The sequence below is a fragment of the Streptomyces sp. NPDC002138 genome (assembly GCF_040296485.1).
Classification (GTDB): domain Bacteria; phylum Actinomycetota; class Actinomycetes; order Streptomycetales; family Streptomycetaceae; genus Streptomyces.
Genome location: NZ_JBEOXE010000011.1, coordinates 1 through 19,342, shown reverse-complemented (window position 1 = coordinate 19,342; position 19,342 = coordinate 1). Strand labels below are relative to the sequence as shown.

The window sequence follows — 19,342 nt, the reverse complement described above, 5'->3', positions numbered from 1 at the left end:
TCGGGGGCACTGAACGGGGCCGATCCCCTCCAGTGTCCCCCATCGCGGAGACGGCGCGGACGCCCGCTCGGACCTCCGCACCGGCCTCCGCGCGGACGCCCGCTCAGACGTCCGTGACGCGCAGGCCCGCGTGGGCCTTGTAACGGCGGTTGACCGAGATCAGGTTGGCGACCAGCGACTCCACCTGGTGGGCGTTGCGCAGCCGCCCCGCGAACACCCCGCGCATGCCCGGGATGCGGGCGGCCAGGGCCTGGACCAGGTCGGTGTCCGCGCGGACCTCGCCGAGGACCATCACGTCGGTGTCGATCTCGTCCACCGACTCGTCCTGGAGCAGGACGGCCGACAGGTGGTGGAAGGCGGCGGTGACGCGCGAGTCCGGCAGGAGCAGGGCGGCCTGCTGGGCGGCGCTGCCCTCCTCGGGCTTGAGGGCGTACGCACCCTGCTTGTCGAAGCCCAGCGGGTTGACGCAGTCGACGACGAGCTTGCCCGTGAGCTCCTCGCGCAGCGTCTCCAGAGTCTTGGCGTGCCCGTCCCACGGCACCGCGATGATCACGATGTCGCTGCGCCGGGCGCACTCGGCGTTGTCGGCGCCCTCCACGCCGAGGCCCAGCTCCGCCGCGGCGCTCTCGGCGCGGTCGGCGGCGCGGGAGCCGATGATCACCTTCTGGCCGGCCCGGGCGAGCCGGTAGGCGAGGCCGCGGCCCTGGTCCCCGGTGCCGCCGAGGACGCCGACGACCAGGCCGGAGACGTCGGGAAGGTCCCGGGGGTCCTTCGCCGGGGGCTTCTGGGTGCTGTCTGTGGAAGTCATGGGGGCGAGCGTACTGCCGGGTAGCGCAAGGCCGAATGGGTGAGCGGGTGGCAACCGGGCCCGATTGCGCCGTCCGTGGTGCAGGATGCCGCGCATGGATGCCGTCAGAGTCGCCCTGTTGCGCGAGGTGCTCGCGGGTACGGAGTGGCCCGGGGCCGCCCGCCGTTTCGCGGGATCGCTGCGGCGTTCGGTCGCACCGGCGGGCGGCCCGCTGCTCCTGGTGGGCACCGAGCAGTACGAGCCCTGGCACCTGGCCGCCCACCTCGTGGACGAGGCGGCCTGGTCCGGGCTGCCGGAGCTGGCGCCGACGCTGGTGCGCCACCGGGTGCTGCCCGGGGAGCCGCCGCACCTGTCGGTGGGCCTGGGGCGCCTCGCGGCGGCCCGGCGCGGGCACACGCTGCTGGTGGTGGCCCCGGAGCGGCCCGGTGCGGGGCTGCTGGAGCGGGTGCACGACGCGCGCCGCGCGGGGGCGACCGTCCTGTCCCTCGACGGCGGGGACCGGGAGCTGGCCACCCTGGCGCACGACGCGCTGTCCGTGCCCGACGGCGCCGATCTGGACCTGGACACGGCGGCGCACCTGGTCAGCGCGGCGGCCGGGGAGAACAGCGTCCCGGCGCAGCGCACTCCGCACCGGTTCCGGGACCGGCTGGCGCGGCTGGCCGAGCAGCTGACCGCGCCGCCGCCCAGCCGCTGGTAGCCGCGGGCGGCCGCTACCCGGACCCGGCCGGCCCCCGCGCCCCGGCCCTAGGGGGTGCTCCCGCCCTCGCCCTCCGCCTCTTCCCGGGACTTGTCGTTCCACTTGGGATCGTTCTGCCACTCCAGGTTCCGCTCCTGGGCGGTCTCCATCGCATGACCCGCCTCCTCGGGCGTGGCGTACGGACCGAAGCGGTCCTTGGCCGGACACTCCGGCCCTTCCTCGACCTTGTTGTGGACGAGGCAGTAGTACCACTCGCCCGCTTTGCCCACCTGGCGCTTCTTGAACAGAGCCATTCGGTGCTCCTTCCTCTGCCGCCATGCTGCCCGATCCCCGCTGGATACACTCGTTCGCATGTCTGGCCAGTCACTGCTCGTTCCAGGCGAGCTTTCTCCCGCCCTTTCCGTTCCCGGAAACATCCGCCGGCCCGAGTACGTGGGCAAGCCCGCGCCCACTCCGTACACCGGACCGGAGGTGCAGACGGCCGAGACCATCGAGGCGATGCGCATCGCCGGCCGCATCGCCGCCCGGGCGATGGAGGAGGCCGCCAAACTGATCGCCCCCGGGGTGACCACCGACGCGCTGGACCGGGTCGCGCACGCGTACATGTGCGACCACGGCGCCTACCCGTCGACCCTGGGCTACCGGGGGTTCCCCAAGTCCCTCTGCGCCTCCGTCAACGAGGTCATCTGCCACGGCATCCCGGACTCCACGGTGCTGCGTGACGGCGACATCGTGAACCTCGACGTCACCGCCTACATCGGTGGCGTGCACGGCGACAACAACGCCACCTACCTGTGCGGCGACGTCGACGAGGAGTCGCGCCTGCTCGTCGAGCGCACCCGCGAAGCGCTGAACCGCGCCATCAAGGCGGTCAAGCCGGGCCGCCAGATCAATGTCATCGGCCGCGTCATCGAGTCGTACGCCAAGCGCTTCGGCTACGGCGTGGTCCGGGACTTCACCGGGCACGGCATCAATTCGTCCTTCCACTCCGGCCTGATCGTCCCGCACTACGACAGCCCGCACGCCACCACCGTCATCGAGCCCGGCATGACCTTCACCATCGAGCCGATGCTGACGCTGGGCACGCACGAGTACGACATGTGGAAGGACGGCTGGACGGTCGTCACGAAGGACCGCAAGCGCACCGCGCAGTTCGAGCACACGCTGGTGGTGACGGACACGGGGGCGGACATCCTCACGCTGCCGTAGCGAACGCACCGCTGACAGGACGGCGGGCGAGGCGTACATTTTTACCGACAGGACGTCGGTAACCGATTGACTTAGGTAAGCCTAAGCAGGAAGATCGGTCGTGCCGCCTTCCCGCCCTTCGGTCTCTGGAGGTCCGTCTTGCACGCCTTCTCCACGGTGATCCGCGATGCCTCGCACGAGCAGCACACACAGGCCGAGACCTCGGCCTTCATGAGCGACCTGCTCGGCGGCCGGCTCGGCGTCGACGCCTTCACCCGCTACACCGAACAGCTCTGGTTCGTGTACCGGGCGCTGGAGGACGCGGCGGAATCCCTCAAGGACGACCCGGTCGCGGGCCCGTTCATCCAGCCCGAACTCATGCGCGTCGCCGAGATCGAGCGCGACCTGGCCCACCTGATCGGGCCCGACTGGCGCGAGCGGGTGGCGGCCCTGCCGGCGACCCGCGCGTACGCCGACCGGGTGGCCGCCTGCGCCGCCGAGTGGCCGGGCGGATACGTCGCCCACCACTACACCCGCTACCTCGGCGACCTGTCCGGCGGCCAGATCATCCGCGACAAGGCCGAGCGCACCTGGGGCTTCGCACGCAAGGGCGACGGCGTGCGGTTCTACGTCTTCGAGGCCATCACGAACCCGGCCGCCTTCAAGCGCGGCTACCGCGAGCTGCTGGACGCGATCGGCGCGGACGACCTGGAGAAGCAGCGGATCGTCGACGAGTGCAAGCGCGCCTTCGACTTCAACGGAGCCGTCTTCCGCGAGCTGGGCGCCCAGTTTCCGCTCAGCGCCTGAGCGCGGGCCGGGCAAGAGCCGAAAGAGACGGCCCAGTCGGGCCTAGTCGCCGTGGACCAGCCACAGGCCGATCGCGGCGACGAAGAGCACGGCCTCCACGGCCTTCGCGTAGGTCAGAGCCAGGACGACCCCGCCGACCCCGGCCGCGATCCTCCCGGCGGTCCGGCCCGGGGTGCGCGGCGGCAGCCAGGTGGAGAGCGCCAGGCCCAGCGGCACCAGGTAGCCCGCGCAGAGCCACACCGGGGCGTCGGGCAGGTACGAGGTCGCGTAGCCGAAGGCCGAGGCCACCAGCACCAGGACGGTGAAGAGCAGGGGCACCAGCAGGCGCTCCTGGGTCGCGGCGGGGTGGCCGGCGGTCGGCGAGGTCGGGTTCATGACCTCATTGGACCCGCCGGGGGCCGGCCCGGCCGAGGGCGTACGTACTCACTTCACGGCGTCCGCGTACTCAGTTCGCGCCCGGCATCTGCGTGGCGAAGCGCACCCGGCCGCCGATGTCGATCGTGCCGTCCGGGCCCGGGGCGGTGAGGATCTGGGAGCCCGCGCCCTGGGTGATGTTCAGGGCCCGGTTCAGCTCGGCCGTCAGCAGCAGCGCCGCCGAGCCCGTCGCCTCGTCCTCCACGATCGCCGCCCCGGGGCAAGCCCCGGCTCCACAGGAGCGGCTGTCACCGCACGAATGTCTGCGCGGGAAGCCGCGGGCCCGGACCCGGCCCGCCCGCTCGTCCTCCCAGGCCCACGCGTACAGCCAGCCCTCGCCCGGCGGCGGGGCGGGCAGCGCCTCGACCTCGGCCGCGCTGGCGTACTGCTCGGTCCGCTTGCCCACGACCCATTCGGCGCGGGCCGTGATCCAGGTGAACTCGCCGTCGTCGCGAGCCCATACCGCGCCCGCTGGCGGCCTCAGCTCCTCGATGTCCAGCAGCCAGGCGACCCCGACGAGCGGGTGCCCGGCGAAGGCCATCCGGGTGCCGGGCGTCCGGATGTCGACGACCCCGCGCTCTGGGTCGTCGACGAACACCGTCTCGCTGTAGCCGAGTTCGGCGGCCAGCGCCTGCCGGGCCGCGTCGTCCGGGATGCGGCTCCCGTCGCGCACGACGCCCAGGAGGTTGCCGAACCGCCCGTCGCCCGCGCAGAACACCTTGAGTACGTCGAGATCGTTCACGCGCGAATTGAAGCACGGGGCGGTCGCCCCGTATCGGCTTGACCTGCGCTTGACCTTCCCTTGGGGTGACCATGGAGGGTCCGTGACGCCGCCGTGTCCGCCATCGAAAGGTGAGAGCTGAATCACTGGACGGGTGGGTATCGGTCAGGTAAGCCTCGGTTAAGTTAGGTCCGCCTCACCAGCCTTCCCCTTCGCCAGGAGCCCGCATGCGATCCGCCGCCCGCCTCACCGTCTTCACCGCGGCCGCCGCCGTGGCCGCGCTCACCGCCGTCACGGGCTGCTCCCAGAAGAGCGACGCGGGCGACGGGGCGATCAAGGTCGCGGCCTCGGACACCGCCTGTGACGTCTCCAAGAAGGAGACCCCGGCGGGCAAGGTCCAGTTCGAGCTGGAGAACAAGGGCTCCAAGGTCACCGAGCTGTACGTGTACTTCCCGGACGGCCGGATCGTGACCGAGAAGGAGAACATCGGCCCGGGCACCAAGGCCACCATCACCGCCGAGATCAAGCCCGGCGACTACGAGGTGGCCTGCAAGCCCGGCATGAAGGGCGACGGCATCCGCCAGAAACTCAAGGTCACCGGCAACGGCGGCGAGAAGCGCAGCCCCGAGCTGGACGCGGCCGTCGCCGAGTACCGCAAGTACGTCCAGGCGCAGGCCGACGAGACCCTCCCCAAGACCCAGGCCTTCGTGGACGCGGTCAAGGCCGGCGACGTCGAGGCCGCCAAGAAGGCGTACGCGACCTCCCGCATCGGCTGGGAGCGCACCGAGCCGGTCGCCGAGTCCTTCGGCGACATCGACCCGAAGATCGACGTCCGCCAGGACGGCCTGGAGGCCGGGCAGACCTGGACCGGCTGGCACCGCCTCGAGAAGGCCCTGTGGGCCGACAACAAGATCGGTGACGACGAGAAGAAGCTCGCCGACCAGCTGATGACCGACGTCACCGACTGGCAGAAGCGCATCGGCACTGCGGAGATCACCCCCACCTCGATGGCCAACGGCGCCAAGGAGCTCCTCGACGAGGTCGCCACCGGCAAGGTGACCGGCGAGGAAGAGACCTACAGCCACACCGACCTCGTCGACTTCAAGGGCAACGTCGAGGGCGCGCAGAAGGCGTACGAGCTGCTCAAGGCGACCGCCACCAAGAACGACCCGGCGCTCACCCAGCAGCTGGACACCCAGTTCACGGCGCTGAACACGCTGCTGGACAAGTACCGCGCGGACAAGAACGGCTACGAGTTCACCTCGTACGACAAGGTCGGCGCCCCCGAGCGCAAGGAGCTCTCGGACGGCGTCAACGCGCTGGCCGAGCCGCTCTCCAAGCTCGCCGCCGCCGTCGCGAAGTAAGGGGAGGCACCGATGTCCGACACCACTCCCGACCAGGCGCCCGGTTCCGACAGCGCCCCGGCCGGCTCCACCGACGTCGCCGCCGGCGTCGCCCCCGGCAAGGGCGCCGCGCCCTCGCGCCGCTCCGTCCTCGGCTGGGGCGGGGCCGGGCTCGCGCTCGGCGCCGCGGCGGCCGGCGGCACGGTCGCCGCTCTGAGCGGCGGGTCCGACCCCGTCCCGGCGGCCTCCGCGGGCTCGGCCGTGCCCTTCCACGGCGAGCACCAGGCGGGTATCGCCAGCGCCGTCCAGGACCGGCTGCACTTCGCCGCGTTCGACGTGACGACGAAGGACCGCGCCGAGCTGATCAAGCTGCTCAAGGACTGGACCGAGGCGGCCCGGCTGATGACCGCCGGCCAGCCGGTCGGCGAGGGCGCCTTCGGCGGCCTCGCGCAGGCCCCGCCGGACGACACGGGCGAGGCCGTCGGTCTCAAGCCGTCCCGGCTGACCCTGACCATCGGCTTCGGCCCCGGCCTGTTCGCCAAGGACCGCTTCGGCCTGGAGGGCAGGCGCCCCGACGCCCTGGTGGACCTCGAGGCCTTCCCCGGCGACAACCTCGACCCGGCCCGCTCGGGCGGCGACCTGTGCGTCCAGGCCTGCGCGGACGACCCGCAGGTCGCGGTGCACGCCATCCGCAACCTGGCCCGCATCGGCTTCGGCAAGATCGCGGTGCGCTGGTCGCAGCTCGGTTTCGGCAAGACCTCGTCCACGACGCCCGACGCGCAGACCCCGCGCAACATGATGGGTTTCAAGGACGGCACCCGCAACGTCGCGGGCACCGACGAGAAGGCCCTCGCGCAGCACGTGTGGGCGGCCGCGGGCGACGGCAGCGACTGGATGACCGGCGGCTCGTACCTGGTGGCCCGCCGCATCCGGATGCACATCGAGACCTGGGACCGCACCGGCCTGCAGGAGCAGGAGGACGTCTTCGGCCGCGACAAGGGCGAGGGCGCGCCGGTCGGCAAGTCCAAGGAGCGCGACGAGCCGTTCCTCAAGGCGATGAAGCCGACCGCCCACGTGCGTCTCGCGCACCCGGACAGCAACAACGGCGCGACGATCCTGCGCCGCGGCTACTCCTTCACCGACGGCACGGACGGGCTGGGCCGCCTCGACGCGGGCCTGTTCTTCCTGGCGTACATGCGCGACATCCGCAAGGGGTTCGTGCCGGTGCAGCGGAGCCTGTCGAAGAACGACGCGCTCAACGAATACATCCAGCACGTGGGTTCGGCCGTCTTCGCCGTCCCGCCGGGCGTCCGCGACAAGGACGACTGGTGGGGCCGGACGCTGTTCGCATAGGGGCGGGGAGGAACCGACGTGTTCAGCAACTACCTGATCGGGCTGCGCGAGGGGCTGGAAGCCAGCCTCGTCGTCTGCATCCTCATCGCCTATCTGGTGAAGACCGGCAACAAGGACAAGCTGGGGCCGCTGTGGCTCGGCGTGGGCCTGGCCGCCGCGCTGTCGCTGGCGTTCGGCGCCGGGCTGGAGTTCGGCACCTCGGAGCTGACGTTCCAGGCGCAGGAGGCGATCGGCGGCAGCCTGTCGATCATTTCCGTCGGCCTGGTGACCTGGATGGTCTTCTGGATGAAGCGCACCGCGCGGCACCTGAAGAGCGAGCTCCAGGGCAAGCTCGACGCGGCGCTCGCGATGGGCACCGGCGCGCTGGTGACCACCGCGTTCCTGGCGGTCGGCCGGGAGGGCCTGGAGACCTCGCTGTTCGTGTGGCGCTCGGTGCACGCGGCCGGTGACGGCGCGGGTCCGCTGATCGGCGTACTGCTCGGCATCGGCACCGCGATCGTGCTGGGCTGGCTCTTCTACCGGGGCGCGCTGTCGATCAACCTGGCGAAGTTCTTCAAGTGGACCGGCGGCATGCTCGTCGTCGTCGCCGCGGGCGTGCTCGCGTACGGCGTCCACGACCTCCAGGAGGCGGACTTCCTGCCCGGTCTGAACAGCAGGGCCTTCGACATCAGCGCGGCCATCCCGGCGGACAGCTGGTACGGGACCCTGCTCAAGGGGACCTTCAACTTCCAGCCGGACCCGACCGTGCTCCAGCTCTCCGTGTGGGCGCTGTACCTGGTCCCCGTGCTGGCACTGTTCCTCTACAACGCGAAGTCGCCGGCGCCGCAGAAGACCGCGGTGGGCGCCGGGAAGTAGTCCTTCCGGGCGCCCGCCGGGCTACCAGAGCCGGTCGATCGTCCCGGGGTACAGGCCGATCCGGGTCCCCGCGAAAGCGGCCGGGTCGGCCTTCGCCGTCTCGCTGAACAGGGCCGCCATGACCACCTTGTCCATGCCGGGCGCGTCGGTGGCCAGCGGATCCTCCGGGGTGCCGCCGACCAGGACGGTGCCGGGCAGCCGCCGGAAGCCGGCCGCCTCGTAGAAGGGGGCCAGCTCCCGGTCGCAGCTGAACAGGGCCAGGTCCGGCCCCGGCCGGTCCGCCAGCGCGGCCCGCGCCGCCGCGACCAGGCGGCCGCCGTGGCCGCGGCCGCGCGCGTCGGCCCGGGTCACCACCGCGCTCAGCCCGGCGGCGCGGTACGTGCGCCCCGCGTGCCGGATCTCCTTGTGCAGCAGGGTCAGGGCCGCGGCGACGGTCCCCGCGCCCGGCTCCGTCCCCGTCCCCGTGCCCGCCTCCGCGCCCGCGCCCGGCTCGTCGAGGAGCAGCATCACGCGGGGGGCGAGGGCAGGGTCGTGGCCGGGGGTGCTGCCGGGCCAGGCCTGCTCCTCCAGGGCGGCGGCCTGCGCGGCGAGTGCGGGGGGCACATCGGCCGCGTCGTAGGCGAGCACGCTCACCGGATGCGGGTTCCCGCGCCGCCGACGCGGACGCGGGGGTCGCCCGCGCGCAGCTCGACGGTCAGCACTCCGGGGCGGCCCATGTCGGTGCCCTGGTGCAGGGTGAGGACGGCGTCGTCGGGTACGAGACCCAGCTCGCGCGCGTACGCGCCGAAGGCCGCCGCGGCGGCTCCGGTGGCCGGGTCCTCGTACACCCCGCCGACCGGGAACGGGTCGCGGACGTGGAAGACGTCGGACCCGGCGCGGTGCACCAGCTGGACCGTGGTGAGGTCCAGGCGGCGCATCAGCGCCTCCAGGCGGGGGACGTCGTACGCCAGGTCCGTGAGGCGCTCGCGGGTGGCGGCGCCGAGCACCAGGTGGCGGGCGCCCGCGTAGGCGATCTTCGGCGGGAAGGCCGGGTCGAGGTCGGCGGCGGGCCAGTCCAGGGCGGCCAGTGCCTCGGCGAGGTCGGCCGCGCCGATCTCCTCCAGGTGGGGCTCGACGCTGGTCAGGGTGGCGCGCAGGCCCTCGCCGGTCGCCTCCACCGAGACGGGCACGGTCCCGGCGGGAGTCGCGAAGACGAGGTCGCCGGGGCCGATGCGTTCGGCCAGGGCGATGGCGGTGGCGATGGTGGCGTGCCCGCAGAAGGGGACCTCGGCCTTGGGGCTGAAGTACCGGGCGGTGAAGGCGCGGCCGGCCGTGCCGAGGCCGTGGGGCGGGGCGGTCAGGAACGCCGTCTCGCTGTACCCCAGCTCGGCGGCGATCTCCAGCATCCGGTCGTCGCCGAGCCCGCTCGCGTCGAGCACGACCCCGGCCGGGTTCCCCCCGTCGGCCGCGCCGGAAAACGCGGTGTACCGCAGCACATCAGAAGTCATGCCCACCCCAACCCCCACCCCGCCCCCCACATTCCCCCGGGGCCCCGCCCGGACCCGCGCCTCAAACGCCGGCGAGGCTGAAATGCCCCGGCGAACCCCGGCCCCCATCAAGCCCGTCCGACGGAGCTGAACCCGGGCCCACATCAAGCCCGTCCGGCGGAGCTGAACCCGGGCCCACATCAAGCCCGTCCGGCGGAGCTGAACCCGGGCCCACATCAAGCCCGTCCGGCGATTGAGGACCGGGACCGGGCAGCGCCCGGAACGCCAGCCGCAGGCGACCCCGACCGCGCGCCACCCCCCTGGGCTCCGCCCAGACCCGCGCCTCAAACGCCGGCGAGGCTGAAATGGCCCCGCCAACCCCGGCCCACATCAAGCCCGTCCGGTGGAGCTGAACCCCGGCCCACATCAAGCCCGTCCGGCGATTGAGGACCCCGGGGCCCGGTCAGCCTCGGCCGATGTACGGCATCGACGTCGCCATCACCGTCGCGAACTGGACGTTCGCCGAGAGCGGCAGCTCGGCCATGTGCAGCACCGTCCGCCCCACATCCCCCGCATCCATCACCGGCTCCACCGCCATCCGCCCGTCCGCCTGCAGGATCCCGGTCTGCATCCGCTCCGTCATGTCCGTCGCCGCGTTGCCGATGTCGATCTGCCCGCAGGCGATCCCGTACCGGCGCCCGTCCAGCGACAGCGACTTCGTCAGGCCCGTCATCGCGTGCTTGGTCGCGGTGTAGGCGATCGAGTTCGGCCGCGGCACGTGCGCGGAGATCGATCCGTTGTTGATGATCCGCCCGCCCCGCGGGTCCTGGTCCTTCATCATCCGGAACGCCCCCTGCGCGCAGAGGAAGGACCCGGTCAGGTTGACGTCGACGACCTGCTTCCACGCCGCGTAGCTGATGTCCTCCAGCGCCACCCCGCCCGGCCCGAAGGTGCCCGCGTTGTTGAACAGCAGGTCGAGCCGCCCGTACCGCCCGGCCACCGCCGCGTACAGCGCGTCCACGTCACCCGGATCGCTCACATCGGTGGGCACGCACAGAACCTCCGCCGCCCCGGCCCCCGCACCCGCCGCCGCGGCCGTCTCCTCCAGGGCCTCCGGACGGCGGCCCGCCAGGGCCAGGCTCCAGCCCGCACCGGCCAGGGCGAGGGCGACCGTACGCCCGATGCCCGAGCCCGCACCGGTCACCACGGCGATCTTCTTCGTGCTTGCGTTCATGAGGCCGCAGGGTACGGGAGCGGGCGCCCGGGCCCCCGACCGTTCCGATAGCTGAGAGCATGGGTCGGCCAGGGGTGTGAAGAACCGACAAGACGACTGACGAGAAGACGGAGTTTCGTATGACGGAGAGAGGTCCCGCGGCGACCCCCACACCCCCCACCCCCACCCCCACCCCGGACATCCCGGACACCGCGGACACCGCACCCACCGCGGACACCCCGTCCGCCGCCGCCAGCGTCTCGGCCGCCCGCCGGACCGGGCTGCTCGTCACCTTCATACTCGGCGGGCTCACCGCCCTCCCGCCCCTGTCCATGGACATGTACCTCCCGGCCCTGCCCGCCGTCACCAGCTCGCTGAGCAGCCCCGCCGCCACCATCCAGCTCACCCTGACCGCCTGCCTCATCGGCATGGCCCTCGGCCAGCTGGTCATCGGTCCGATGAGCGACAAGTGGGGGCGCCGCACCCCGCTGCTGACCGGCATGGTCGTGTACGTCCTGGCCACTGCCGTCTGCGCCTTCGCGCCCACCGTCGAGCTCCTCATCGGCTTCCGGCTGGTCCAGGGCCTCGCCGGCGCGGCCGCGATCGTGATCGCGCGGGCCGCCGTGCGCGACCTGTACGACGGCGTCGAGATGGCCCGGTTCTTCTCCACCCTCATGCTGATCTCCGGCGCCGCCCCCATCGTCGCGCCGCTCGTCGGCGGTCAGGTACTGCGCTTCGCCGACTGGCGCGGCGTCTTCCTCGTCCTGACCGGCGTCGGGACCCTCCTCACCGTCCTGGTCTGGCGCGGACTCGGCGAGACGCTGCCGCCGGAGCGCCGCCAGACCGGCGGGGTCGGCGCGGCCCTGCGCACCATGCGCGGGCTGCTCGCCGACCGGGTCTTCGCGGGGTACACCCTGGCGGGCGGCTTCGCCTTCGCCGTCCTCTTCTCCTACATCTCCGCGTCGCCCTTCGTCGTCCAGGAGATCTACGGCGCCTCCGCGCAGGAGTTCAGCCTGCTCTTCGGCATCAACTCCGTCGGCCTGATCGTCGTCGGCCAGATCAACGGCAAGCTGCTGGTGGGCCGGGTCAGCCTGGACAAGGCGCTCGCCGTGGGCCTCGCGATCATCACGGCCGCCTCGGTGGCGCTGCTCGTGATGTCGAGCGGGGTCCTCGGGAAGGCCGGGCTCCTCCCGGTCGCCGCCGCGCTCTTCGTGCTGATGTCCGCGATGGGCCTGCTGCTGCCCAACACCAACGCCCAGGCCCTGATGCGGACCCCGCACGCGGCGGGCTCCGCCTCCGCCCTGCTCGGCACCTCGTCGTTCCTGGTCGGCGCGGTCGCCTCGCCGCTCGTCGGGATCGCGGGCGAGCACACCGCGGTGCCGATGGCCGTGGTGCAGCTGGTGTGCTCGCTGCTGTCCGTCGCCTGCTTCGTGGGCCTGTGCCGCCCCTGGCGGCCGCGGGAACCCATGGCCCCGGCGGCGCCGTAAACTCTCCGGGTGAACCCCTCCGTACCCACCTCCGCCGACACCCTCCGCTCCGCACTCGGCGGACTGCTCGACGGACTCCCCCCGAAGCAGGCCACGGCCGCCGTCGAGCGGCTGATCGCCAGCTACCGGGGGCAGATCCCGACGGACGCCCCGGTCCTGCGCGACCGCTCCGACGTCGCGGCGTACGCGGCGTACCGGATGCCCGCGACCTTCGAGGCGGTACGGGCCGCCCTGGACGCCCTCGCGAGCGCGGCCCCCGACTGGGCGCCCGCCTCGCACGTGGACGTCGGCGGCGGCACGGGAGCCGCGACCTGGGCGGTCGACGCGACTTGGGACGGGCCCCGGCGGACCACCGTGCTGGACTGGGCCGAGCCCGCGCTCACCCTGGGCCGGGAGCTGGCCGGGTCCTCCACCTCGGAGGTGCTGCGCGGCGCGGAGTGGCGGCGCGCGGTGATCGGCGCGGGGCTGGAGCTGCCCGAGGCCGACCTGGTGACGGTGTCGTACGTACTGGGCGAGCTGACCCCCGCGGCGCGCGGCGCCGTGGTCGCCGAGGCGGCCCGGGCGGCGCAGACCGTGGTGATCATCGAGCCGGGCACGCCCGACGGATACCTGCGCGTGCGCGAGGCCCGCGACCTGCTGATCGGGGCCGGAATGCGGGTCGCGGCCCCCTGCCCGCACGACGGGACCTGCCCGGTCGTGGTCGGCGAGGACTGGTGCCACTTCTCGGCCCGGGTCAGCCGCTCCTCGCTGCACCGGCAGGTCAAGGGCGGCTCCCTCGCCTACGAGGACGAGAAGTTCAGTTACGTCGCCGCCACCCGCCTGCCGGTGACGCCCGCCACCGCGCGCATCACCCGCAGGCCGCAGATCCGCAAGGGGCTCGTCCTGCTGGACCTGTGCGGACCGGCGGCCGGTGACGCGCCGGGCCTGTCCCGGGCCACCGTGACCAAGCGCCACGGTGACCTGTACAAGGCGGCGCGGGACGCCGACTGGGGCCAGGAATGGCCGCCGGTCCCCACCGAGACGGCCTAGACCGGCACCTCCCCGGGGGCCGGGCGCAGCTCCTGGGTGCAGCACTTCACGCTGCCGCCGCCCTTGAGCAGTTCGGTCAGGTCCATCGGGACCGGTTCGAAGCCCCGCGCGCGCAGCGGGGCCATCAGGCCCGCCGCCGCCTGCGGGAGCAGGACGTGCCGGCCGTCGGACACCGCGTTGAGCCCGAGGGCCGCCGCGTCCTGCCCGGAGGCGAGCAGGGCGTCCGGGAAGAGGCGGCGCAGGACCGCCCGGCTGCCGGGCGAGAAGGCCTCCGGGTAGTACATGACCTCGTCGCCGTCCAGGACGCAGAGCGCGGTGTCCAGGTGGTAGTAGCGCGGGTCGACCAGGTCGAGGCCGATCACCGGGCGGCCGAAGAACTCCTGGGCCTCGTCGTGCGAGAGCGGGCTGGAGCGGAAGCCCCGGCCCGCGAGGAGGTAGGACCGGGTGACCGCGAAGTCACCCTCGCCCTCGTTGATGTGGGACGGCTCGTGCACCTCCGTGAAGCCGTGGCTCCGGAACCAGTCGAGGTGCGCCTCGGCCTCCGCGGCGCGTTCCGGGTAGGCGAAGCGGGCGCCGAGGACGCGGCCGTCGATGACGGTGGCGCCGTTCGCCGCGTAGACCATGTCGGGCAGGCCGGGCTGCGGCCGGAGCGTCTCGACGGTGTGGCCGAGGGAGCGGTAACGGTCCCTCAGGTCTTCCCATTGGGCTTGTGCGAGGGGCAGGTCGACCGGTTTCGTGGGATCCATCCACGGGTTGATCGAGTACGTGACCTTGAAGTGCGCGGGTGGGCACATCAGGTAACGCCGGGGTGTGGCGTCTCTGCGCAAAGAAAGCTCCTCACGGCGGACGTGGACCGAGTGTGAAGAGAATCGTCTCTCCTCGGGCGGAACGGCGCAGTGAACTGATTGGGTGGTTTCCGGGGCGGTCCGGCGTTGCGGCGGTGCGGCGGGGGCGTCGCGGCGGTGTTCCCGCAGCGTGGTGGCGAATCTCACCGGCCCGTACCTGTGCGCGAACGGCGGGCGACCCGGGGCGGGGCGTGGCTGAAATCAGCTGTTCTGTAAGGGTTGTTGACGGAATAAGGGCCCTCGCCCGGAGACCCCCGGTCGCAAGGAGCGGTCATGCGGGGCGCAGGATGGTGGGACCATGGTGGGGTCTGCCGGGGTAACGGTGAGGTGAGGGGATAGATGGGGTCAGGGTCCGACCGCGTCACGCGCGGTCCGCAGAGCAGGATTTCCCAATGGCTGAGCCGCCGGTCCAAACCGGCCGCCGAAGATCCCGGACGCGAGCGTGAAGCGCTGCTCGTGGCCGTCGCCGCCGCGGGCCTGCCGCTGTCGCCCGCCGCCCATCCCGCCGGTTACCGATGTTCGTGTGACCGCATCGGCTGTCCCACGCCCGCGCGGCACCCGATCTCCTTCGCCTGGCAGACGCAGTCGACCACCGACCGCGCGCAGGTCGAACGCTGGGCGCGGAACCAGCCCGAGGCGAACTTCATCACCGCGACCGGCATGGTCCACGACGTCCTGGACGTCCCGCTGGAGGCCGGGCACCGCGCGCTGGAGCGGCTGCTGGCCGCCGGTATCGAGGTGGGGCCGGTCGCCGAGTCCGGGGGTACGGGCGACCACGCGCGGATGCTCTTCTTCACCGCGACGCGGGGGACGCCTGAGGACGAGGACGAGTGGTGGCCGTGCGAGCTGGACTGCCATCCCGAGACCATGGACGAGCACCCCGGGCTGCGGTGGCACTGCCGGGGCAGCTACGTCCTCGTACCCCCGGCCGTCCTGCCGGGTGACCTGGCGGTCAGCTGGATCCGGGGCATCGAGCACGGGCTCCCGGACCCCCTGACGCTCCTGGAGACCCTGACGGACGCCTGCGCCCACTACGCCGGCACCGCGGCCCAAGCCCCCCAGGCCGTAGCCTGGCCCCTGGGCCGCTAGAGCCCCCGCCGTAGCCCGGCCCCTGGGCCGCTGGAGCCCCCGCCGCAGGCTGAGACCCGGGTCCGGCATATCCAGCCCCGCCGGCGTTTGAGGCGCGGGTCCGGGCGGCGCCCAGGGGGTCAGTGGATCTGGGTCACGATCACATCCAGGGACCAGGGGCGGCCCGGCTTCGGGGGGGCCGTGGCTTCCACCGTGAAGCCCAGGTCCCGCAGGGACGTGACCAGCTCCGCGGGGGTCGCGGGGCTCGCCCCGGCCAGGAGGAGGTCGCGGACCAGGCGCCCCTTGGTCGCCTTGTTGAAGTGGCTCACCACCGACCGCTTCTCCACCCCGTCCACCACCTGAGAGTGCAGCACCCGCACGGTGGCCGTCCGCCCGGCCACCTCCCCCTTCGGCTTCCAGGCGGAGCCATAGGCCGCGGACCGCAGGTCCAGCACGAGCCCGTCCCCCGCCACCTCCGGCATGACCTCCGCCATCGGCGCACGCCAGTACGCACCCAACGCCCCCAGCCCCGGCAGCTTCACACCCATCGAGCACCGGTAGGAAGGGATCCGGTCCGTCATCCGCACCGCGCCCCACAGCCCCGAGAAGACCAGGAGCGACCCGTCGGCCAGCGCCCGCGCCCCCGCCGGCAGGTCCGCCAGCCCGAGGGCGTCGTACAGCACCCCGGTGTAGATCTCCCCGGCCGGCCGGGCGACGGCGGACCGCAGGCCCGCGTTCTTCGCGACCTCACCGCGCAGCCCCTCGCTCAGCCCCAGCACCTCGCGCGCCTTCTCCTCGTCGGCCGCGCACAGCTCGACCAGCTCCTCCAGCACCGCCGCCCGGGCGGGGGCCAGCCCCGGCAGGGACAGCTCCTCGGCCTTCAGGGGTGCGCCGGAGCCGCCGGCGGCCTTTCCTTCGGACGGCGGCAGCAACACGAGCACGGTGGTTCTCCTTCAGTACGGCCGGGACGGCGCGCGGCGGGGGGTGCGGCCCCCCGGCCAGAGTAGACGGCTCGCCGCGCCGCCCCGCCGCACCGGCCATAGGCTCGGTCCATGCCACGCCGTCACATGCACATGACCGGAGCGGACGGCGCTGCCCTGTCGGCCGCGCTGCGTGACCTGCGGACGCGGCTGGACGTGCCGCGGGAGTTCCCCGCGGCGGTACGGGCGGAGGCCGAGCGGGCCGCGAAGGCGTCCCGGCCGCCCACCCCCGCCGTCGACGCCACCGGCCTTCCCCTGTTCACCATCGATCCGCCGGCCTCCACCGACCTGGACCAGGCCATGCACCTGGCCCGCCGCCCGGGCGGCGGGTACCGGGTGCACTACGCCATCGCGGACGTGGCGGCCTTCGTCACCCCCGGCGGCGCCCTGGACGCCGAGGCGCACCGCCGCGTGACGACCCTGTACTTCCCCGACGGCAAGGTCCCGCTGCATCCGCCGGTGCTCTCCGAGGGCGCGGCCAGCCTGCTGCCCGACCAGACCCGCCCGGCGCTGCTGTGGCGGCTCGACCTGGACGCGGAGGGCCGGGTGGAGATCACCGACGTCCGCCGGGCGCTCGTACGGAGCCGGGCCAAGCTGGACTACGAGGGCGTCCAGAAGGCCATCGACGACGGCACCGCGGAGGAGTCCCTCGCCCTGCTCGAGGACATCGGGAGGCTGCGCGAGACCCTGGAGACCGAGCGCGGCGGGATCTCGCTGAACGTGCCCGAGCAGGAGGTCGTCGAGCAGGACGGCACGTACACGCTGGCCTACCGGGCCCCGCTCCCCGCCGACGGCTGGAACGCGCAGATCTCCCTGATGACGGGCATGGCCGCGGCGGACCTGATGATCGCGTCGGGCACCGGCATCCTGCGGACACTGCCCTCGGCCCCCGACGGCGCGGTCGGCCGGCTGCAGCGCACCGCCTCGGCGCTGCGCATCGACTGGCCGCACCACGTGCCGTACGCGCAGCTCATCCGCTCCCTGGACCCGAGCCGGCCCGCGCACGCCGCGTTCCTCCAGGAGTGCACGGCCCTGCTGCGCGGGGCCGGGTACACGGCGTTCACGAACGGCGAGGTCCCCTCCCCGGCGCTGCACGCGGCGGTCGCGGCGCCGTACGCGCACTGCACGGCCCCGCTGCGGCGCCTGGTCGACCGGTACGCGGGCGAGCTGTGCCTGGCCGCGGTGGCCGGTACCGCCCCGCCGGAGTGGGCGGTGGCCGCGCTGGCGACCCTGCCCCAGGAGATGGCGGACGGCTCCCGGCTGGCCAACGCGGTGGAGCGGGGCTGCGTGGACCTGGTGGAGGCGGCGCTGCTCAAGGACCACGTGGGCGAGACCTTCGAGGCCACGGTGATCGACGTCAAGGACCGCGAGCCGACGGTCGGCACGGTCCATCTGGAGGACCCGGCGGTGGTGGGCCGGGTCGAGTCCGCGGCCGCGCCGCTTCCCCTGGGTTCCCGGATCCGGGTCAGGCTGGCCGCCGCGGACCCGGCCGCGGTGGGTGCGGCGGGCCCGGCGGGCGTGCTGTTCACGGTGGCGTAGCGGCCCGGTGCGCGCGCAGGGCCGCGACCAGCGCGCGCGGGTCCTCGGCGTGGAAGCGTACGGCCGTGGCCCGCCGGAGGCGCCGAGCGGGCGCGCGATCCGCATGGCCCCAGGAGAAACCCTGCCGTTGCGTCAAGGTCAAGCACCGGTGGGGGCCGGGTAGCATGGTCGCAGCGCAGAACGACACAAGCGGGCGGCCGCGTCGGGGTCTCCGGATCCCGCCGAGGAACGTCCGGGCTCCACAGGGCAGGGTGGTGGCTAACGGCCACCCGGGGTGACCCGCGGGACAGTGCCACAGAAAACAGACCGCCCGGGACTTCGGTCCCGGGTAAGGGTGAAACGGTGGTGTAAGAGACCACCAGCGCCTGAGGTGACTCAGGCGGCTAGGTAAACCCCACCCGGAGCAAGGTCAAGAGGAGTCGTCTCCGGACGGCTCTGCGCGGACGTTCGAGGGCTGCCCGCCCGAGTCCGCGGGTAGACCGCACGAGGCCGGTGGCAACGCCGGTCCTAGATGGATGGCCGTCTCCCCGGCGATCGCGAGATCACCGGGCGACAGAACCCGGCGTACAGCTTGTGTCGGTCTGCGCGCCTTTGTCACGGCTCCGGCCCGCACCCCTCGGGGTGCGGGCCGGACCCGTTCCCGGACCCGTTCCCGGACCCGTTCCCGGACCCGGACCCGTTCCTACCTCAGGTGCGAGGTGTCGTTCAGCAGCCGCAGCGAGGCGTTGCCGTCGGCGTAGTAGGCGACCGCCGAGAGCGAGGCCGCCGCCAGCTCCATCCGGAACAGCGATTCCGGCGGGGCGCCGAGGGCGAGCCGGACCAGGGTCTTGACCGGTGTCACGTGGGTGACCAGCAGGGCCGTGCGGCCCCGGTGTTCGGCCAGCAGCCGGTCGCGGGCGGCCGCGACCCGGCGGGTGACGGTGGCGAAGCTTTCACCGCCGCCGGTGGGGGCGGCCTTCGCGGAGCTCAGCCAGGCGTCGAGGTCGGCCGGGTAGCGCTCGCGGACCTCGCCGAAGGTGAGGCCCTCCCAGGCCCCGAAGTCGGTCTCGCGCAGCCCTTCTTCGACCGTGACGGGCAGCCCGAGCCGGTCGGCGACCGCCTGCGCGGTCTCGCGGCAGCGGCGCAGCGGGGAGCTGACGACGGCCTGCACGGTGCCGCGGGCGGCGAGCGCGGCGGCCACGGCCTCGGCCTGGCGGCGGCCGGCCGGGGAGAGTTCGGGATCGCTGCCGCCGCTGCCGGAGAAGCGCTTCTGCGGGGTGAGGGCGGTCTCGCCGTGCCGGAGCAGCACGAAGGTGGCGGGCGTCCCGAGGTCGGGCGCCCCCCAGCCGGGCGCGGACGCCTGGGCCGGAGCCGGAGCCGGAGCCTGGGCCGGTGCGTCCGCGAACAGCGTGTCCGCCTCGACCGTCGCTCCGGCCGTCGCCCCGGCCGTCACCGCCGTGCCCGCCGGGGACGCCGTACGGGCCCCGGACAGCGCGGCGGCGGCCGATCGACCTAAGCGAGGTGCTGCGCTCCTCGGTGGCGGAGGTCGA

The 19,342-nt window shown here is 73.3% G+C and carries 20 protein-coding genes and 1 other RNA gene; 11 read left to right on the top strand and 10 right to left on the bottom strand.

Annotated elements, in window-relative coordinates:
* Positions 1–103: 103 nt before the first annotated feature.
* Positions 104–808, bottom strand: a complete 705-nt coding sequence (npdG, locus tag ABT084_RS09710) for an NADPH-dependent F420 reductase (RefSeq protein ID WP_351040188.1) — start codon at positions 806–808, stop codon at positions 104–106.
* A 94-nt stretch (positions 809–902) separates the two neighbouring features.
* On the opposite strand from npdG, the gene ABT084_RS09705 reads away from it, so the two are divergent.
* On the top strand, positions 903–1,505 hold the full coding sequence (locus ABT084_RS09705; protein WP_351040186.1) for a hypothetical protein: 603 nt from the start codon (positions 903–905) through the stop codon (positions 1,503–1,505).
* Positions 1,506–1,552: 47 nt separating this feature from the next.
* Here the strand turns inward: ABT084_RS09705 and ABT084_RS09700 are convergent, their stop codons facing one another.
* Positions 1,553–1,798 carry a hypothetical protein gene (locus ABT084_RS09700; RefSeq protein WP_351040184.1) on the bottom strand — a complete coding sequence of 82 codons (246 nt, stop codon included), beginning with the start codon at positions 1,796–1,798 and terminating at the stop codon, positions 1,553–1,555.
* 58 nt (positions 1,799–1,856) lie between these two features.
* On the opposite strand from ABT084_RS09700, the gene map reads away from it, so the two are divergent.
* Both map and ABT084_RS09690 read left to right on the top strand, forming a co-directional pair.
* A complete protein-coding gene (gene map, locus ABT084_RS09695) occupies positions 1,857–2,714 on the top strand; it encodes a type I methionyl aminopeptidase (protein ID WP_351040182.1) in 858 nt (285 codons plus the stop codon).
* Positions 2,715–2,852: 138 nt separating this feature from the next.
* Entirely contained in the window at positions 2,853–3,500 is a 648-nt protein-coding gene (locus tag ABT084_RS09690) for a biliverdin-producing heme oxygenase (protein ID WP_351040179.1), read from the top strand.
* 42 nt (positions 3,501–3,542) lie between these two features.
* Here the strand turns inward: ABT084_RS09690 and ABT084_RS09685 are convergent, their stop codons facing one another.
* Entirely contained in the window at positions 3,543–3,875 is a 333-nt protein-coding gene (locus ABT084_RS09685; protein WP_351040176.1) for a hypothetical protein, read from the bottom strand.
* Between the two features lie 70 nt (positions 3,876–3,945).
* A complete protein-coding gene (locus ABT084_RS09680) occupies positions 3,946–4,656 on the bottom strand; it encodes a PhzF family phenazine biosynthesis protein (RefSeq protein ID WP_351040173.1) in 711 nt (236 codons plus the stop codon).
* Positions 4,657–4,862: 206 nt separating this feature from the next.
* On the opposite strand from ABT084_RS09680, the gene efeO reads away from it, so the two are divergent.
* From efeO to efeU, 3 genes are read left to right on the top strand one after another with little or no spacing between them, the layout of a single operon-like run.
* The gene (gene efeO / locus ABT084_RS09675; RefSeq protein WP_351040170.1) at positions 4,863–5,999 is read left to right on the top strand and encodes an iron uptake system protein EfeO; all 1,137 of its coding nucleotides are present in this window, start codon (positions 4,863–4,865) and stop codon (positions 5,997–5,999) included.
* 12 nt (positions 6,000–6,011) lie between these two features.
* Positions 6,012–7,331 carry an iron uptake transporter deferrochelatase/peroxidase subunit gene (gene efeB, locus ABT084_RS09670; RefSeq protein ID WP_351040167.1) on the top strand — a complete coding sequence of 440 codons (1,320 nt, stop codon included), beginning with the start codon at positions 6,012–6,014 and terminating at the stop codon, positions 7,329–7,331.
* A gap of 18 nt (positions 7,332–7,349) precedes the next feature.
* Positions 7,350–8,186: an iron uptake transporter permease EfeU gene (gene efeU / locus ABT084_RS09665; RefSeq protein WP_351040164.1), complete on the top strand. Its 837-nt coding sequence runs from the start codon at positions 7,350–7,352 to the stop codon at positions 8,184–8,186.
* A 21-nt stretch (positions 8,187–8,207) separates the two neighbouring features.
* Here the strand turns inward: efeU and ABT084_RS09660 are convergent, their stop codons facing one another.
* The 3 genes from ABT084_RS09660 to ABT084_RS09650 form a co-directional block, all read right to left on the bottom strand.
* Complete coding sequence (locus ABT084_RS09660; RefSeq protein ID WP_351040161.1) at positions 8,208–8,819, bottom strand: GNAT family N-acetyltransferase; 612 nt, start codon at positions 8,817–8,819, stop codon at positions 8,208–8,210.
* Positions 8,816–9,673 (bottom strand): PhzF family phenazine biosynthesis protein, encoded by an 858-nt coding sequence (locus tag ABT084_RS09655; protein WP_351040159.1) that lies wholly within the window; start codon positions 9,671–9,673, stop codon positions 8,816–8,818. The genes ABT084_RS09660 and ABT084_RS09655 overlap by 4 nt, the downstream gene beginning before the upstream one ends.
* A 442-nt stretch (positions 9,674–10,115) precedes the next feature.
* Positions 10,116–10,886 (bottom strand): SDR family oxidoreductase, encoded by a 771-nt coding sequence (locus ABT084_RS09650; RefSeq protein ID WP_351040156.1) that lies wholly within the window; start codon positions 10,884–10,886, stop codon positions 10,116–10,118.
* A 119-nt stretch (positions 10,887–11,005) separates the two neighbouring features.
* Here ABT084_RS09650 and ABT084_RS09645 point away from each other — a divergent pair, with 119 nt between their 5' ends.
* Both ABT084_RS09645 and ABT084_RS09640 read left to right on the top strand, forming a co-directional pair.
* A complete protein-coding gene (locus ABT084_RS09645; protein ID WP_351040153.1) occupies positions 11,006–12,352 on the top strand; it encodes a multidrug effflux MFS transporter in 1,347 nt (448 codons plus the stop codon).
* Between the two features lie 9 nt (positions 12,353–12,361).
* A complete protein-coding gene (locus ABT084_RS09640) occupies positions 12,362–13,381 on the top strand; it encodes a small ribosomal subunit Rsm22 family protein (RefSeq protein ID WP_351040150.1) in 1,020 nt (339 codons plus the stop codon).
* On the opposite strand, the gene ddaH is transcribed toward ABT084_RS09640, so the two are convergent.
* On the bottom strand, positions 13,378–14,373 hold the full coding sequence (ddaH, locus tag ABT084_RS09635) for a dimethylargininase (protein WP_351040147.1): 996 nt from the start codon (positions 14,371–14,373) through the stop codon (positions 13,378–13,380). The two genes, ABT084_RS09640 and ddaH, sit on opposite strands and share 4 nt — an antisense overlap.
* A 192-nt stretch (positions 14,374–14,565) precedes the next feature.
* On the opposite strand from ddaH, the gene ABT084_RS09630 reads away from it, so the two are divergent.
* Positions 14,566–15,315 carry a bifunctional DNA primase/polymerase gene (locus ABT084_RS09630; protein ID WP_351040144.1) on the top strand — a complete coding sequence of 250 codons (750 nt, stop codon included), beginning with the start codon at positions 14,566–14,568 and terminating at the stop codon, positions 15,313–15,315.
* A 119-nt stretch (positions 15,316–15,434) separates the two neighbouring features.
* On the opposite strand, the gene yaaA is transcribed toward ABT084_RS09630, so the two are convergent.
* Entirely contained in the window at positions 15,435–16,235 is an 801-nt protein-coding gene (yaaA, locus tag ABT084_RS09625; protein ID WP_351040141.1) for a peroxide stress protein YaaA, read from the bottom strand.
* Between the two features lie 111 nt (positions 16,236–16,346).
* Here yaaA and ABT084_RS09620 point away from each other — a divergent pair, with 111 nt between their 5' ends.
* Both ABT084_RS09620 and rnpB read left to right on the top strand, forming a co-directional pair.
* Positions 16,347–17,813 (top strand): RNB domain-containing ribonuclease, encoded by a 1,467-nt coding sequence (locus ABT084_RS09620; protein ID WP_351040138.1) that lies wholly within the window; start codon positions 16,347–16,349, stop codon positions 17,811–17,813.
* Between the two features lie 181 nt (positions 17,814–17,994).
* Positions 17,995–18,396: RNase P RNA component class A (rnpB, locus tag ABT084_RS09615), an RNA gene on the top strand.
* 99 nt (positions 18,397–18,495) lie between these two features.
* Here the strand turns inward: rnpB and ABT084_RS09610 are convergent.
* The coding region (locus ABT084_RS09610; protein ID WP_351040135.1) for a bifunctional RNase H/acid phosphatase at positions 18,496–19,342 on the bottom strand (847 nt) is incomplete at its 5' end.

Bases quoted from the DNA above. Each gene is read 5' to 3' on its own strand.
- ABT084_RS09705 (WP_351040186.1), top strand. From the start codon at position 903: ATGGATGCCGTCAGAGTCGCCCTGTTGCGCGAGGTGCTCGCGGGTACG.
- efeB (WP_351040167.1), top strand. From the start codon at position 6,012: ATGTCCGACACCACTCCCGACCAGGCGCCCGGTTCCGACAGCGCCCCG.
- ABT084_RS09700 (WP_351040184.1), bottom strand. From the start codon at position 1,798: ATGGCTCTGTTCAAGAAGCGCCAGGTGGGCAAAGCGGGCGAGTGGTAC.
- ABT084_RS09645 (WP_351040153.1), top strand. From the start codon at position 11,006: ATGACGGAGAGAGGTCCCGCGGCGACCCCCACACCCCCCACCCCCACC.
- ABT084_RS09620 (WP_351040138.1), top strand. From the start codon at position 16,347: ATGCCACGCCGTCACATGCACATGACCGGAGCGGACGGCGCTGCCCTG.
- ABT084_RS09655 (WP_351040159.1), bottom strand. From the start codon at position 9,673: ATGACTTCTGATGTGCTGCGGTACACCGCGTTTTCCGGCGCGGCCGAC.
- npdG (WP_351040188.1), bottom strand. From the start codon at position 808: ATGACTTCCACAGACAGCACCCAGAAGCCCCCGGCGAAGGACCCCCGG.
- efeO (WP_351040170.1), top strand. From the start codon at position 4,863: ATGCGATCCGCCGCCCGCCTCACCGTCTTCACCGCGGCCGCCGCCGTG.
- ABT084_RS09685 (WP_351040176.1), bottom strand. From the start codon at position 3,875: ATGAACCCGACCTCGCCGACCGCCGGCCACCCCGCCGCGACCCAGGAG.
- map (WP_351040182.1), top strand. From the start codon at position 1,857: ATGTCTGGCCAGTCACTGCTCGTTCCAGGCGAGCTTTCTCCCGCCCTT.
- ABT084_RS09650 (WP_351040156.1), bottom strand. From the start codon at position 10,886: ATGAACGCAAGCACGAAGAAGATCGCCGTGGTGACCGGTGCGGGCTCG.
- ABT084_RS09630 (WP_351040144.1), top strand. From the start codon at position 14,566: ATGGGGTCAGGGTCCGACCGCGTCACGCGCGGTCCGCAGAGCAGGATT.